This window comes from Faecalibacterium prausnitzii (genome assembly GCF_003287495.1).
GTDB classification, from domain to species: Bacteria; Bacillota; Clostridia; order Oscillospirales; family Ruminococcaceae; genus Faecalibacterium; species Faecalibacterium prausnitzii_I.
Window position 1 is genome coordinate 98,986 of sequence record NZ_PRLE01000004.1, and the last position, 12,996, is coordinate 111,981.

13 protein-coding genes are annotated in these 12,996 nt (G+C 60.5%); all 13 read right to left on the bottom strand.

The window, feature by feature from the left end; translation table 11 throughout:
- Positions 1 to 162: 162 nt before the first annotated feature.
- Positions 163 to 2,088, bottom strand: a complete 1,926-nt coding sequence (locus C4N22_RS08340; protein WP_112148623.1) for a PTS fructose transporter subunit IIABC — start codon at positions 2,086 to 2,088, stop codon at positions 163 to 165.
- A 20-nt stretch (positions 2,089 to 2,108) separates the two neighbouring features.
- Positions 2,109 to 3,014 (bottom strand): 1-phosphofructokinase, encoded by a 906-nt coding sequence (pfkB, locus tag C4N22_RS08345; protein WP_112148624.1) that lies wholly within the window; start codon positions 3,012 to 3,014, stop codon positions 2,109 to 2,111.
- The gene (locus C4N22_RS08350; protein ID WP_112148625.1) at positions 3,011 to 3,766 is read right to left on the bottom strand and encodes a DeoR/GlpR family DNA-binding transcription regulator; all 756 of its coding nucleotides are present in this window, start codon (positions 3,764 to 3,766) and stop codon (positions 3,011 to 3,013) included. The genes pfkB and C4N22_RS08350 overlap by 4 nt, the downstream gene beginning before the upstream one ends.
- A 252-nt stretch (positions 3,767 to 4,018) precedes the next feature.
- Positions 4,019 to 5,503, bottom strand: a complete 1,485-nt coding sequence (locus C4N22_RS08355) for a C69 family dipeptidase (RefSeq protein ID WP_112148626.1) — start codon at positions 5,501 to 5,503, stop codon at positions 4,019 to 4,021.
- 146 nt (positions 5,504 to 5,649) lie between these two features.
- Positions 5,650 to 7,503, bottom strand: coding sequence for an excinuclease ABC subunit UvrC (gene uvrC, locus C4N22_RS08360; RefSeq protein ID WP_112148627.1), 1,854 nt, complete (start codon positions 7,501 to 7,503; stop codon positions 5,650 to 5,652).
- A complete protein-coding gene (locus C4N22_RS08365; RefSeq protein WP_112148628.1) occupies positions 7,500 to 7,742 on the bottom strand; it encodes a hypothetical protein in 243 nt (80 codons plus the stop codon). The genes uvrC and C4N22_RS08365 overlap by 4 nt, the downstream gene beginning before the upstream one ends.
- A 103-nt stretch (positions 7,743 to 7,845) precedes the next feature.
- Positions 7,846 to 8,109, bottom strand: a complete 264-nt coding sequence (locus C4N22_RS08370) for an HPr family phosphocarrier protein (protein ID WP_005920365.1) — start codon at positions 8,107 to 8,109, stop codon at positions 7,846 to 7,848.
- 261 nt (positions 8,110 to 8,370) lie between these two features.
- A complete protein-coding gene (gene trmD, locus C4N22_RS08375) occupies positions 8,371 to 9,606 on the bottom strand; it encodes a tRNA (guanosine(37)-N1)-methyltransferase TrmD (RefSeq protein ID WP_022257431.1) in 1,236 nt (411 codons plus the stop codon).
- A gap of 3 nt (positions 9,607 to 9,609) precedes the next feature.
- Positions 9,610 to 10,155, bottom strand: coding sequence for a ribosome maturation factor RimM (rimM, locus tag C4N22_RS08380; protein WP_112148629.1), 546 nt, complete (start codon positions 10,153 to 10,155; stop codon positions 9,610 to 9,612).
- Positions 10,156 to 10,416: 261 nt separating this feature from the next.
- Positions 10,417 to 10,650, bottom strand: a complete 234-nt coding sequence (locus tag C4N22_RS08385) for a KH domain-containing protein (protein WP_005920371.1) — start codon at positions 10,648 to 10,650, stop codon at positions 10,417 to 10,419.
- Between the two features lie 16 nt (positions 10,651 to 10,666).
- Positions 10,667 to 10,909 (bottom strand): 30S ribosomal protein S16, encoded by a 243-nt coding sequence (gene rpsP / locus C4N22_RS08390; protein WP_005920373.1) that lies wholly within the window; start codon positions 10,907 to 10,909, stop codon positions 10,667 to 10,669.
- 145 nt (positions 10,910 to 11,054) lie between these two features.
- The gene (gene ffh, locus C4N22_RS08395; RefSeq protein ID WP_112148630.1) at positions 11,055 to 12,410 is read right to left on the bottom strand and encodes a signal recognition particle protein; all 1,356 of its coding nucleotides are present in this window, start codon (positions 12,408 to 12,410) and stop codon (positions 11,055 to 11,057) included.
- A gap of 33 nt (positions 12,411 to 12,443) precedes the next feature.
- A complete protein-coding gene (locus C4N22_RS08400; protein WP_112148631.1) occupies positions 12,444 to 12,827 on the bottom strand; it encodes a sigma factor-like helix-turn-helix DNA-binding protein in 384 nt (127 codons plus the stop codon).
- Positions 12,828 to 12,996: the final 169 nt, after the last annotated feature.

Sequence of the window (12,996 nt, forward strand, 5' to 3'; positions counted from 1 at the left end):
ATACTTTCCCACCCCTCTATACACAAAAACCCGCTGCCAGGCGGGTTTTTGTGTTTGTATGGAGTCGTTCTCTCAACAAAAGCGGCCCCCGCCGTGTCTGGTCTGCCAGTGCACAGCGGGGGCCTTTTGCTTATGATGAAGTTTGGAGAATGGCTTTGTACATTATGCCTCGGCGCGGGTCTTCTTGAGCAGGCTGAGGATCACAGCGCCTGCCACGCTGCCCACGGCCAGCGCCACGCAGTAGAGCAGAGTATGATCGACCACGGGGAAGACGAAGATGCCGCCGTGAGGTGCCCGCAGGGCGCAGCCAAAGGTCATGGAGAGGGCACCGGACAGGGCCGCGCCAATGACACAGCTGGGCAGCACGCGGAGCGGGTCGGCCGCCGCGTAGGGGATGGCGCCCTCGGTGACAAAGCAGAGGCCCATGACATAGTTGACGATGCCGTTGCGGCGCTCATCCGGGGTCCACTTTTTAGGGCAGAACGTGGTGGAGAGGGCGATGGCGATGGGAGGCACCATGCCGCCCACCATGACAGCGGCCATGACCTCGTAGTTGCCGGAGGCCAGCGCCGCGGTGCCAAAGACGTAAGCTGCCTTGTTGAACGGGCCGCCCATATCAATGCTCATCATACCGGCCACGATGGCACCCAGCAGGACCTTGGAAGTGCCGCCCATGGCGTTGAGCCAATCGGTCATGGCGGTGTTGATCATACCCATGATGGGGTTGATGCCGCACATGATCGCGCCCACCACGAGGATGCCGCCCAGCGGATAGATCAGCATGGGCCGGATGCCGTTGAGGCTGGCGGGGAGCTTTTCGGTGATCTTTTTGAGGAACTGGACCACATAGCCTGCCACGAAACCAGCCAGCAGAGCCGCCAGGAAGCCGCCGGAGATCCCGGTGGTCTCGCCATTGGCAAGGTCTGCAAAGTTGGTGCCGTTCATGGCCAGGACGCCGCCCGCAAAGCCGACGGCCAGACCCGGACGATCCGCAATGGACATGGCGATGAAACCGGCCAGGATGGGCAGCATGTAGCCGAATGCCGCGCTGCCCACCGTCTTGAAGAACGCCGCCACAGGGGTGTTCATCCCGAAGTTGGAGGGATCAATGGTGTAGTCGTCCAGCAGGAATGCCAGGGCGATCATGATGCCGCCGCCCACCACGAACGGCAGCATGTGGGAGACACCGTTCATCAGGTGTTTGTAGAGGCTGCGGCCCAGGCTCTCGCCTGCGGTGTCCTCCTCCGCGGCCGCCTGCGCGCCGCCCTTGGCGTGGAAGACCGGCACCTCACCGTGGGCCACTTTTTTGATGAGTTCTTCGGGTTTGTGGATGCCGTCGTCCACCCGGGTGAACAGGACGGGCTTGCCGTCAAAGCGGGCCGTTTCCACGTTCTTGTCCGCTGCCACGATGATGCCGTCGCACGCCTCGATCTCTTTCCGGGTCAGGGCGTTCTTGGTGCCGTCGGAGCCGTTAGTCTCCACTTTCACGGGCAGACCCAGCTTGTCACCGGCCTTGACGAGGGCTTCGGCGGCCATGTAAGTATGGGCGATGCCGTTGGGGCAGGCGGTGACGGCCAGCACCCGGTAGCCGTTCTGGGGGATCTGCTGCTGGGTGAAGCTCTCATCCCCGAACTGAGCCTCTTCCTGTGCGTCGATGGCGTCCAGGAACTCCGCCGGGGTCTTGGCGGCGCGGAGCTTCTCCACGAAGTCCTCGTTCATCAGCATCTGCATCATGCGGGCCAGCATATCCACATGCAGGCCGCCGTCCTCCGGGGCGGCAATGGCAAACAGCAGGTCGGTGGTACCGTCGTCCTCGGCATTGTACTGCACCGGGGCGCTCAGGCGGAGAGCCGCCAGGCTGGGGCGGGTGACGCAGGCCGTTTTGGCGTGGGGCACGGTGATGCCGTTGTCCACATAGGTGGAGCCCTCCGCCTCGCGGGCGTAGAGGGCCTTTTTGTAGGCCTCTTTGTCGGTAATGTTGCCGTGGGTGGCCTGCAGCTCCACCAGACGGTCGATGATGGCGGCCTGATCCGGCGCGGCCACATCCAGCGCGATGGACTTTGCAGTAAACAATTCCGTGATACGCATGGGGTATTCTCCTCTCCTCGTTAAATCGTCAGCAATAACTTCTCGATCTCTTCTTTCTTCGCCAGCCCCAGGCTGAACGCCGTGGCGCTGCCGCAGGCGGTGCCCAGGCGGAGGGCGGTGGTGTAATCGCCGCTCTGCAGGTAACCTGCCACAAAGCCTGCCACCATGCTGTCACCCGCGCCGACGCTGTTGACCACTTTGCCTTTCGGGCAGCCGATGCGGTGGGTCTGGCCCTGCTCATCCAGCAGAAGAGCGCCATCCCCTGCCATGCTCACCAGCACGTTGCGGGCGCCTTTTTCCTGCAGGGTCCTGGCTGCTGCCACGATTTCATCCTCCGTGTTCAGAACACGGCCCACGATCTCGCCCAGCTCATGGTTGTTGGGCTTGATGAGGAAGGGGTGGAAAGGCAGCACATTGACCAGCAGGTCCCGGGTGGCGTCCACCACGGCCCGCACGCCGCGGCCCTCCAGCCGGGCCAGCAGCCGCTCGTAGGTGGTCTGTGCCAGGCTGGCCGGGATGCTGCCCGCCAGAATCAGGATGTCTCCGTTCTGCAGGGCGTCCAGCTTGGCTTCCAGCGCCTGCATGGCGCTCTCCGGGATGTTGGGGCCCGCGCCGTTCAACTCGGTCTCCTGCCCTGCCTTGATCTTGACGTTGATGCGGGTCATCCCCTGGGCCAGGTGGATGAAATCGGTCTGGATGCCCTGGGCGGCCAGGCCGCGCTCCAGCCAGGCACCCGTCTCCCCGGCCACAAAGCCCAGGGCGATGCTCTGGCAGCCCAGCTCGGCCAGCACACCGGATACGTTGATGCCCTTGCCGCCCAGCACGCAGTCTTCGCCGCGGGCACGGTTTACCTCGCCCACTTCCAGCGGGGAGTCCAGCCGCACCACATAATCAATGGCCGGGTTGAATGTTACCGTATAGATCATTCTTCCGTCTCCTTTACCAGCGTGTATTGTTTGTATTTGGGGTTGGGGCAGCGGTTCGTCAGGATCGCCCCGCCGTGCAGCTCGGTGATGACCGCCGGGTAGACGCGGGCGAACTTGGAGTCATCCACGAGGAACCAGGCTTCCCGCGCCCGCCGGATGGCCGCAGCCTTGACAACCGCTTCCTCGGGGTCCGGCGTGGTGAAGCCTGCGTCCAGCGCCACGCCGTTGGCTCCCATAAAGGCTTTGGTGAAGTTGTACTGCTGCAGGCTCTGCAGCGCTGCCGCTCCGATGATGGCCTCTGTCTGGGGGCGGAGCAGCCCGCCGGGCAGGCACACCCGACAGCCTTTCTGGGCCAGCAGACGGGCGTGGGCCACGCCGTTGGTCACATAAGCGGCATCCAGTGCCGGGCCGCTGACGGCCCGGGCCAGCGCCAGCGTGGTGGAACCTGCGTCCAGATAGACGAAATCCTCCGCCGTGATGAGAGCCGCCGCCGCATTGGCGATGGCCCGCTTTTCGGCCACGGCCAGGCTCTCCTTGGCAGCCATGGTGGGCTCATCGGCCCGGAACTGGCTGTCCGGCAGGGTGGCCCCGCCGTGGACTTTATTGACTTTGCCCAGACGGTCCAGTTCGTTCAGATCCCTGCGGATGGTGGACTCGCTGGCATTCAGGGCCTCGCACAGCTCCTGCACGGTGGCGGTGCGTTTTTCCGCCATCAGCGCCAGGATCTGGGCAAACCGTTCTTCTGCCAACATCGGGCATTCCTCCTGTTTGATTGGTTTTGAAGCTTTTCGCGCGTTCTTGGTGTCTGCAATTTTATTATAGCAATCTTTCCGTCAAAATCAATCACTTTCGGTCAGTTTTTCTCACAAATTATTTTCTCAAAATTCAGGCATCCTGCACAAACACTGGGATACAACGAACAAAAAGCAGCCAACCGACCGGACATCCGCGCCCAGTAGTTGGCTGCTTTTGACGTTTTTTGATCGGTTTAACAGAATCAGCGCTTAAGCGTCGGAGCGGGCAAAGGAGTTCTTCATGCCGCTGCTCAGCTCAAACAGCACCTTATCCAGCGTATCGGCGGCACGGGCCTTGAGGGCCTTGGCAATGGCCTCGTTGGCCTCCACCCGGAGAGCGGCGCGCTGGCCGGCATCCGGCTCTGCAAGGAGCTTTGCGTCGTACTGGTGGATGAGGGCCCGGCTGGCCGAAAGGACACCCAGCTCATACCGCTCGGCGTGGATGAGGCTCTTGGAATAAGAGGCATCCGTCATGGCGGCGATCATCCGGCTGACCCAGTAGAAGCTGTCGGTGGACACCTCTTTGGTGGTGCAGGACAGGTACTCCGGCGTGGTGGTCACATTGGCGTAGAACGGCACCATGGTGTTGAACGCGTTGGAGGCATAAGCCACCCACTCAATGGCGCTCTGCTCCGCTGGGACGTCCGGACGGATCTGGATAAGAGCCATAAAGTCGTTGCGATTGATGCCGATAGAGCGGTACATGCCGCGCTGGCTCTTGTCGCCGTAGCTGGCGTAGGGGTCATAGGGCGTGCCCTGGTAGTGGGAGGACAGCACATATTTGACATCCTCCGGGGTCAGCTTCTTCTCGGGCACCATGCACCAGGGCAGGTCATCGGAGCGCGGGGTGTAGTCAGCGTCCGGGCCGTCCCAGACCCAGGTGTTGGGATTGAGGGTGCGGAGCATGTACCAGGCACGGGGCGTGTTGTAAACGTGGTCGGCGTCGTCGTGGCTGCCAAAAGCGTCCCGCGGGTTCAGGCTTCCGTCCAGCGACAGGTCGAGATGATTGGCCGCGAGAAACTCCCGCAGGTCCGCCGAGCACATGTAGTCTTTTTTGTCACCATAGGCATCGTTCAGGTCAAAACTGTCGATGCCCAGCTGGTTGGGCATGACCACGTAGGAATCATCCGGCACGCGGCGGGCCATCCAGTGGTGGCCGCCGATGGTCTCCAGCCACCAGATCTCGTGGACATCCTGGAACGCGATGCCGTTCATCTCATAGGTGCCGTAGGTCTCCAGCAGGCGGCCCAGCCGCTCCACGCCCTCCCGGGCCGAGTGGATATAGGGCAGTACCAGATAGACGATATCCTCCTCGCCGATGCCGCCGGGCACCTCCGGGGTATCGCCCATGGCAGGCTGGTACACCACCAGCGGGTCAGCCCCCAGCACGCGGGGGTTGGAGGTGATGGTCTCGGTAGCGGTCATGCCCACATTGGCGGCATTGACACCGGCCGCGGCCCAGATGCCCTTGCCCTCCACAGCGTTTGGCATGGCCGTCATCCGCATGGGATCGCCCGGCAGGGGGATCTCCACATGGGACAGCACGGATTTGTAAACAGCCGGGTGCTCCTCCGGCTGCACAACCACAAATTTTTTGGCCGTGAAATGCCCCGAACCGGAATCGTCGTTGCGGGCGATCATGGTGGAGCCGTCATAGGATGCGTTTTTACCAACAAGGATCGTTGTACAAGCCATAAGTTTTTCCCTCCGAAGTTTCAAATTTCGGTTTGCTGGGACTATTGTAGCCTCTTTTGCCCAAAAAGGCAAGAGCGACAAAAAGCCCGTCGGCTCTGCATACGCCGACGGGCTTTTCCGAAAGAAAAAGAATGGGGGTTTTGGATTCAGTTTTGCGGGTGGAAATGATCGTAGATGGTCCGGGCCAGCCGCGGGCCCACGCCGGGGGTATTTTCCAGCTGGTCCATTGCGGCCTCCCGCACGGCGCTTACGCTCTTGAACCGGGCCATCAGGGCCTTGGCCGTTTTCGGGCCGACGCCCGGCACCTCGGTCAGGGTGGAGGCGTAGCTTTTTTGGTGCATCTGCTGCTTGCGGTAGGCGTTGGCAAAGCGGTGCGTCTCATCCTGAATGGCCGTGATGAACGTGAACGTGCCCCGGTTCATGTTGATGGCAATTTCCCGGCCCTCGCTGTCCACGATGGCACGGGTGCGGTGGTGGTCGTCCTTGACCATGCCGTAGAGGGGGACGTCGGCCAGGGCCGTGCCTGCCAGCGCTTCCCTGGCGGCGCTCACCTGGCCCCGGCCGCCGTCCATCAGGAGCAGGTCCGGCTTCTGGCCGAAATAGTTATTGCTGGGCTCCCCGGCCTTGGCCAGAGCGGCGTATTTTTCGTACTCCGCCGCCCGCCGGGAAACGGTCTCCGCCAGCGAGGCGTAGTCGTCGGTGCCCAGCACGGTTTTCATCTTGAACTTACGGTAGCCCGCCTTATAGGGCTTGCCGTCCTTGAACGTGACCATACCGCAGACACTGGTGCCATCGCCCCAGTTGGAAATATCGTAGCTCTCAATGGCGCGGGGCGGCTTTGCAAGGCCCAGCACCTGGGCCAGCTCGTCCAGCAGCTTTTCTTCCCGGGCATAGCGGCCGCTCTCCCGGGCCAGACGCTCCACTGCATTGGTGTGGGCCATCTCGACAAGACGGGCCTTATCGCCCCGCTGGGGGACGTAGAGCTGCACCTCGCTCCCCCGCTTCTCGTTCAGAGCCTGCTGCAGGGCGTCGGCGTCCGGCGGCAGCTCGTCCACCGCGATGACCTTGGGGATCTGCTCGTCGTCCAGATAGTACCGGGGCAGAAACTCCTCCCGCGCGGCGGCGATATCCGCCGTATCGTGGAAAAGGAACTCCCGCTTATCCGTCAGCCGTCCCTCTCGGAAGCGGAGCACCGCCGCGCAGACGCTGCCGGGGGTGCCCGCCAGTGCCACCACGTCCATCTCCACATCCGGGTCCACCACCACTTTCTGGCCCGCCGTCACTTTGGTGATGGCGTTGATCTGGTCGCGGATCAGGGCCGCTGTCTCAAATTCCAGCCGGTCGGAGGCTTCCATCATCCGCTCGTTGAGGATTTTCAGGATGTCTTTTTTGCCGTACCGGATCAGGTGGACCGCGCTCCGGACCGCCTGATTGTAATTTTCACAGCTGATCTTGCCGCTGCACACGGCCATGCATTTGCCGATATGGGCGTTCAGGCAGGGGCGGCCCCTGCCGATCTCCTGCGGGAAGCGCTTGTTGCACCGGGGCAGCAGAAAGGCGTCCATGGCCGTTTCTGCCATCTGCCGGGCCGCAAAGCTGGAAGTATAGGGGCCCAGATACTCCGCGCCGTCGTCCTCTTTCTGGAGCACGAACGAGAGCCGGGGCCACTCCTCTTTGGTGATCTTGATATAGCTGTAACCCTTATCGTCCTTGAGCAGGATGTTGTATTTGGGGGTGTGGGCCTTGATCTGGCTGGCTTCCAGCACCAGCGCCTCAAACTCACTCTGGCAGACGATAACGTCGAACGCATCGGCGTGGGCGATCATCTGGCTGACTTTGTTGTCGTGGGGCACACCCTCCCGGAAATACTGGCTGACCCGGATGCGGAGCCGCTTGGCCTTGCCGATATAGATGATGGTATCGGTTTTATCCCGGATAATATAAACACCGGGTAAAAGCGGCAGCATACAGGCCTTTTTGTAAAGTTCCGCCTTGGTCATTCCGCATCGCTCTCCCGGTTTTTGCGGGCCTGGCGGATGTTGTCCAGAGAGCGGAAAATGCCAAACCAGGCGGGCACAGTGTACCACCAACCGGGTTTCTTATCTTCATCGGCTGCAAACCAGAGGGCAAACTGGACAATGAGCACAGTGACGGACATGCCCAGCGTAAAATACCACGGACGACCGGAATCACAGAACGCCACAAATTTCCGCATGGTTTCTTCACTCGTTTTTTTCATGGGGAATGTCCTCCTTTTTCAGATCTTTCATTTCCGGGTTCTCTCCCGATAGCAAAAAAGCGGCAGGAAAAGCTCCCGCCGCTTCAAAAATCAAAGGCTCGAATTACTCTGCAAAGCCAGACTCTACCAGCTTGATGAGGCCATCCACCGCGGCCTGCTCGTCAGCGCCATCGGCAATGATGCGGATGGTAGTACCGCCAACGATGCCCAGAGACAGAACGCCCAGCAGGCTCTTAGCGTTCACGCGGCGCTCCTCTTTCTCGACCCAGATGGAAGACTTGAACTCGTTTGCTTTCTGGATGAAGAAAGTAGCGGGACGTGCATGCAGACCAACCTGATTTTCAACGGTAACTTCTTTGACGTACATAGTAAAACGCTCCTATCTATTATCGTTCTCGGGGATGCAATTTTCTTTCGTGCCTGTTGCGTTGTACTCATTTTAGCGCAAGACGAAACCGTTGTACAGCCCCCCGGCGCATTTTTGGCGGTTTTCCCAATGAACTCCGGGGCATTTTTCACCTTTTATACAAAGACAACAAAATTATTCCCCCAACGTTGGCGGGGTAATACAAAAGTTTTCAACAATTTTAGCACTTGGGACCTTTTTCTGCTCCCTGTGACAAAGTTTTCAGCCCTCGTACCGCATGGTGACCATGGCGCACTTGTGCACAACGCCGGGCAGGGCAGCCGGGTCAAATTCCTCTTCCACTTCCCCGGTCAGCCGCCAGCCCATGCGGGTATACAGCGCTTTGGCGCGGGCATTGGTGTCCAGCACACTGAGCACCGGGTGCGGGTGTTCCTCCAGCTTTTTACGGGCAAAATCCAGCATCTTGACGCCAAGGCCCCTGCCGCGGGAAGCTTCCGTCACATATAAATGCTCGATCCGGCCCTCTTTATGACTGACGCTGACCATTCCGTCCGGCACATCCTTGGTGCAGTGGAGATAATGGGCATAGCCGTCTTTCTTTTCCTGCTGCAGCCGGGCGAGAAATTCTTCTTCCGTGAGGCGGGCACAAAACTCCGGCGTCCAGTTCTGGGCGCAGACGGCGCGGCGGCCCTCCAGCATCAGGCGGGCGGCGGCAGCCATCTGCTCCTCGGTTTTCACAAGGCGCATGTTCTCGCCCCGCTTCCATTTGGGCAGCTCGGTGATGGGGTGGGTGGCACACCACTCTTCATAGAGCTCCGGGCGGCGCAGGCGGGTGCGGGCGCGGCTCTGCTCCCCGCGCCAGGCGTCGATCTTCTGATGGTCACCGCCCAGCAGCACCTGGGGCACGGCGCGGCCCTCCCAGACTTCCGGGCGGGTATACTGCGGGTACTCCAGCAGGCCGTCCCAGTAGCTTTCCTCTTCATAGCCTTTCTGTTCCGCCAGCACGCCGGGTTTGAGGCGGAGGACACTGTCAGCCACCACCAGGCTGGCCAGCTCACCGCCGGTGAGGATATAATCGCCGATGGAGAGTTCCTCATCCGCAAAGGCGTCGATGACGCGCTCATCAATGCCCTCGTAATGGCCGCAGACCAGGGTGAGGTTATCATACTGGGCCAGCCGCCGGGCGTGTTCCTCGGTGTAGCGCTGGCCGCCTGCCGTCAAGAACACGATATGCGGGGCGGGGCGTCCCTGTTCCGCCACCTCTTTCTGGACGGCCCGCAGGCAGTCCGCGATGGGCTGGGCGTACAGCACCATACCACACCCGCCGCCATAGGGATAATCGTCGGTCTGCTTCTGCTTGTTGAGGGTGTAATCCCGGATCTGGTGGCAGTGGGTCTCAATATAGCCCCGCTTGGCGGCACGGCCGATGATGCTGGCATCCAGCACCTGCTGGCACATCTCCGGGAAGAGGGTCACGATATCCACACGCATCCCCATGGCTCACTCCGCCTCCTCTTCACTGCGCTCACTGTCAAAATCATCGTCCAGCAGGCCCGGGATGGGGGTGACAAGGATGTACCCCTCCGGCGGGTTGCGCTCTTTCAGGAACGCGTCCACCCCGGGGAACATATATTCCTTGCCGCTGGGGCTCTTGACGGTGTAAATATCCTGGGCGCCGGGGTGGTCCACGCTGGTGACGACGCCATACACCTTGCCGGTATCGGCGTCCCGCACCTCGCACCCGATGAGATCGGCCACATACCAGCGGCCCGCCGGGAGGGTGGCGTCATTCCGATCAAAGTAGAACACCTGGCCCCGCAGTGCCCGGGCAGCGTCCATATCGTCCACGCCCTCCAGCTGGAGCAGAGCCATCTGGCCCTGAGCGCGGATGGACTTGATCTGATAGCACTTGCCGCCGTTGAGGGAGGGGTAGAGCCTGCCCGCCTTTTTGAGGAACGCGACGCCATCGCACCAGAGTTCCAGTTTCATTTCGCCGCGCACCCCATGGGTCGTTACAACTTTTCCGGCTTCGAGATATTGCTGCATAGTTTACTCCTATTTATTCGTATCCTTGCCCTCTCCGTCATTGCTCCGCAATGCCACCTCTCCCAAAGTGAGAGGCCTTGGCAGTCCACGCAAAGTTCATCTTTTTGCCAAGGGCTCCCCCTTTGGGAAAGATTTCCCCCGGTCGGGGGAAAATGGCAAAGCCAAAAAGGGGAACAGCTGGATGCCGTCAGGCAGCCTGAGAGGGCTAGCCATCTAAAACAAAAAGGCCCCTTGCCTTGCGGCAAAGGGCCCGTAGGGTGCTCAGTCGATCTCAACAAGGACCTTTTCATCGACCCGCACAGCAGCCGCGCGCATCACCACACGAATGGCTTTTGCGATCCGGCCCTGCTTGCCGATGACACGGCCCATATCTCCCTCTGCCACGCTCAGGTGGTAGACGATGGTGCCGTCCTCGCGGGGCTCGTCCACCGTAACTTTAACGGCGTCCTTGTCCTCCACGAGACCGCGGGCAACTGCCAGCAACAGCTCCTGCATGAGTCAGCCCTCCTACTTACAGAACGTTGGACTTCTTCAGCAGGACGCGGACGGTATCGGTGGGCTGTGCGCCGTTAGCGATCCACTGCTTTGCCTTCTCAGCGTCGATCTTCACCTCAGAGGGCTCCTTGTTCGGATCATAAGTGCCGATCTCCTCGATGAAACGGCCGTCGCGGGGGAAGCGGCTGTCAGCAACAACAACGCGATAGAAAGGAGCCTTCTTGGCGCCAACGCGGCGCAGACGAATCTTAACTGCCATGGTAATATCCTCCAATAAATGTTTTTGTGTTTTAATTTATCTGTACAAACCCGGCTTGGGTCTTATACCAACAGGAAAGAAAAACCTCTCCGTCACGGCTTTCGCCGTGCCACCTCCCCTGGCAGGGGAGGCCTATGCGGAAATTTTATTTTAAGCCCTTGAACGCGTTCGGGTTGCCCATCAGGCCGCCCAGGCGGCGGGCAAAACCCTTGGGGCTCTTTTTGAACTGCTTCATCATCTTCTGCATCATCTCAAACTGCTTGAGCAGCTTGTTGACGTCCGAGACCTGGGTGCCGCTGCCCGCGGCAATGCGGCGCTTGCGCTTGGGGTTGATGATGGAAGGGTCTTCGCGCTCGGCCTTGGTCATGGAATAGATCATGGCCTCAATGCGGTCAAACGCTTTCTCGTCGATCTGGCTGGCGTCGATGCCGGACATGCCGGGCATCATGCTCAGCATGGCACCCGCGCCGCCCATCTTGCGGATCTGCGCAAACTGGGCCAGCATATCGTTCATATCGAACTTGTTTTCCAGCATCCGCTTGGCCGTCTCTTCGGCGGCCTTTTCATCGGCGGCATCCTGTGCCCGCTCAATGAGGCTGAGCACATCGCCCATGCCAAGGATGCGGCTTGCCATGCGGGAGGGGTGGAAGACCTCGATGTCATCCAGCTTCTCGCCGACGCCCTGGAACTTGATGGGCTTCCCGGTGACCGCCAGCACGGAAAGCGCCGCGCCGCCGCGGGTATCGCCATCGGTCTTGGTGAGGATGATCCCATCCACGCCGACGGTCTCATTGAACGTCTTGGCGACATTGACGGCGTCCTGACCGGCCATGGCGTCCACCACCAGCAGGGTCTCGTCCACGGGGACAGCCTCTTTGATCTGGACCAGCTCCTGCATCAGGACTTCGTCGATCTGCAGACGGCCGGCGGTATCCAGAATGAGGATGTCGTTGCCGTAGTCCTTGGCGTGAGCCAGGGCTTTCTTGGCGATCTCCGGGGGCTTGGCACCCGGCAGGGTGAAGACGGGGGCACCCGCCTGCTTGCCCACCACCTGCAGCTGATCGATCGCGGCGGGGCGGTAGATATCGCAGGCCACCAGCATGGGGCGGCGGCCCTGCTTGATGAAGTATTTTGCCAGCTTTGCAGCATGGGTGGTTTTACCGTTGCCCTGCAGGCCGCAGAGCATGAGGATGGTCTGGCCCTTATTTTTGATCATGAGCTTGGGGGCCTCCTCGCCGCCCATCAGGGCAACGAGCTCCTCGTTGACGATCTTGACCACCTGCTGGGCGGGGGTCAGGCTCTCCATGACCTCCTGGCCCATGGCGCGCTCCGAGACCTTGGCGCAGAAGTCTTTGGCAACCTTGTAGTTGACATCGGCTTCCAGCAGGGCCATCCGGACCTCGCGCATGGCTGCCTTGATATCGGCCTCGGTCAGTTTGCCGTGGCCGCGCAGCTTTTTGAACACACCGGCAAGGCGGTCCGTCAAAGATTCAAATGCCATTGTTCGGTGCTCCTCTCAAAGTTTTGTTCCCGTTCAGCTCTCGTTTACTTCGTCAATGGAGCGGATGAGGCCCAGCATCTTGTTCAGGGTCTCCACATACTCCGTGGTGGTGAGCTTTGCATAAGGGCCCGTGCACTCAAACCGTGCATCAATAACCAGCTGTTCCAGCTGTTCCAGGGTCTCCTGCACCCGGCGGTACCGGGCCGCGAAGCCGACTTTTGCTTCCAGCTCCTTGAGCGTGGTCTCGCCATGCTTGATGGCGTCCCGCGCCCCCTGCCGGGTGATGCCGAAGTTTTCTCCGATCTCGCTGAGGGAGAGGTCATCATTGTAATACTGGCGCAGCATCTCGCGCTGTTTGGGCGTGAGCACCTCGCCGTAAAAATCAAGCAGATAGCCCATTTCAAAATCCTTTGCCACCGCTCTGACCTCCGATGTTTGTAAAGGTTTTTTGCTTTACATACGGAGTATACCAGAACCAGCAAAGCCTGTCAAGGGGTTTATGGGGCAGTTCGCCAAATTTTTCGGCAAAAATTCGCCGTTTTTGCCAAAACGCGGCTTGACGCCCCACCCGCTTTGCGTTACGATT

What these genes read in the sequence shown, in the direction of transcription:
- C4N22_RS08385 (WP_005920371.1), bottom strand. Translation starts at nt 10,650, where the DNA reads ATGCAGGAGCTGTTGCTGGCAGTTGCCCGCGGTCTCGTGGAGGACAAG.
- C4N22_RS08355 (WP_112148626.1), bottom strand. Translation starts at nt 5,503, where the DNA reads ATGGCTTGTACAACGATCCTTGTTGGTAAAAACGCATCCTATGACGGC.
- trmD (WP_022257431.1), bottom strand. Translation starts at nt 9,606, where the DNA reads ATGGGGATGCGTGTGGATATCGTGACCCTCTTCCCGGAGATGTGCCAG.
- rpsP (WP_005920373.1), bottom strand. Translation starts at nt 10,909, where the DNA reads ATGGCAGTTAAGATTCGTCTGCGCCGCGTTGGCGCCAAGAAGGCTCCT.
- C4N22_RS08340 (WP_112148623.1), bottom strand. Translation starts at nt 2,088, where the DNA reads ATGCGTATCACGGAATTGTTTACTGCAAAGTCCATCGCGCTGGATGTG.
- C4N22_RS08350 (WP_112148625.1), bottom strand. Translation starts at nt 3,766, where the DNA reads ATGTTGGCAGAAGAACGGTTTGCCCAGATCCTGGCGCTGATGGCGGAA.
- pfkB (WP_112148624.1), bottom strand. Translation starts at nt 3,014, where the DNA reads ATGATCTATACGGTAACATTCAACCCGGCCATTGATTATGTGGTGCGG.
- C4N22_RS08365 (WP_112148628.1), bottom strand. Translation starts at nt 7,742, where the DNA reads ATGAAAAAAACGAGTGAAGAAACCATGCGGAAATTTGTGGCGTTCTGT.
- rimM (WP_112148629.1), bottom strand. Translation starts at nt 10,155, where the DNA reads ATGCAGCAATATCTCGAAGCCGGAAAAGTTGTAACGACCCATGGGGTG.
- C4N22_RS08370 (WP_005920365.1), bottom strand. Translation starts at nt 8,109, where the DNA reads ATGTACGTCAAAGAAGTTACCGTTGAAAATCAGGTTGGTCTGCATGCA.
- ffh (WP_112148630.1), bottom strand. Translation starts at nt 12,410, where the DNA reads ATGGCATTTGAATCTTTGACGGACCGCCTTGCCGGTGTGTTCAAAAAG.
- uvrC (WP_112148627.1), bottom strand. Translation starts at nt 7,503, where the DNA reads ATGACCAAGGCGGAACTTTACAAAAAGGCCTGTATGCTGCCGCTTTTA.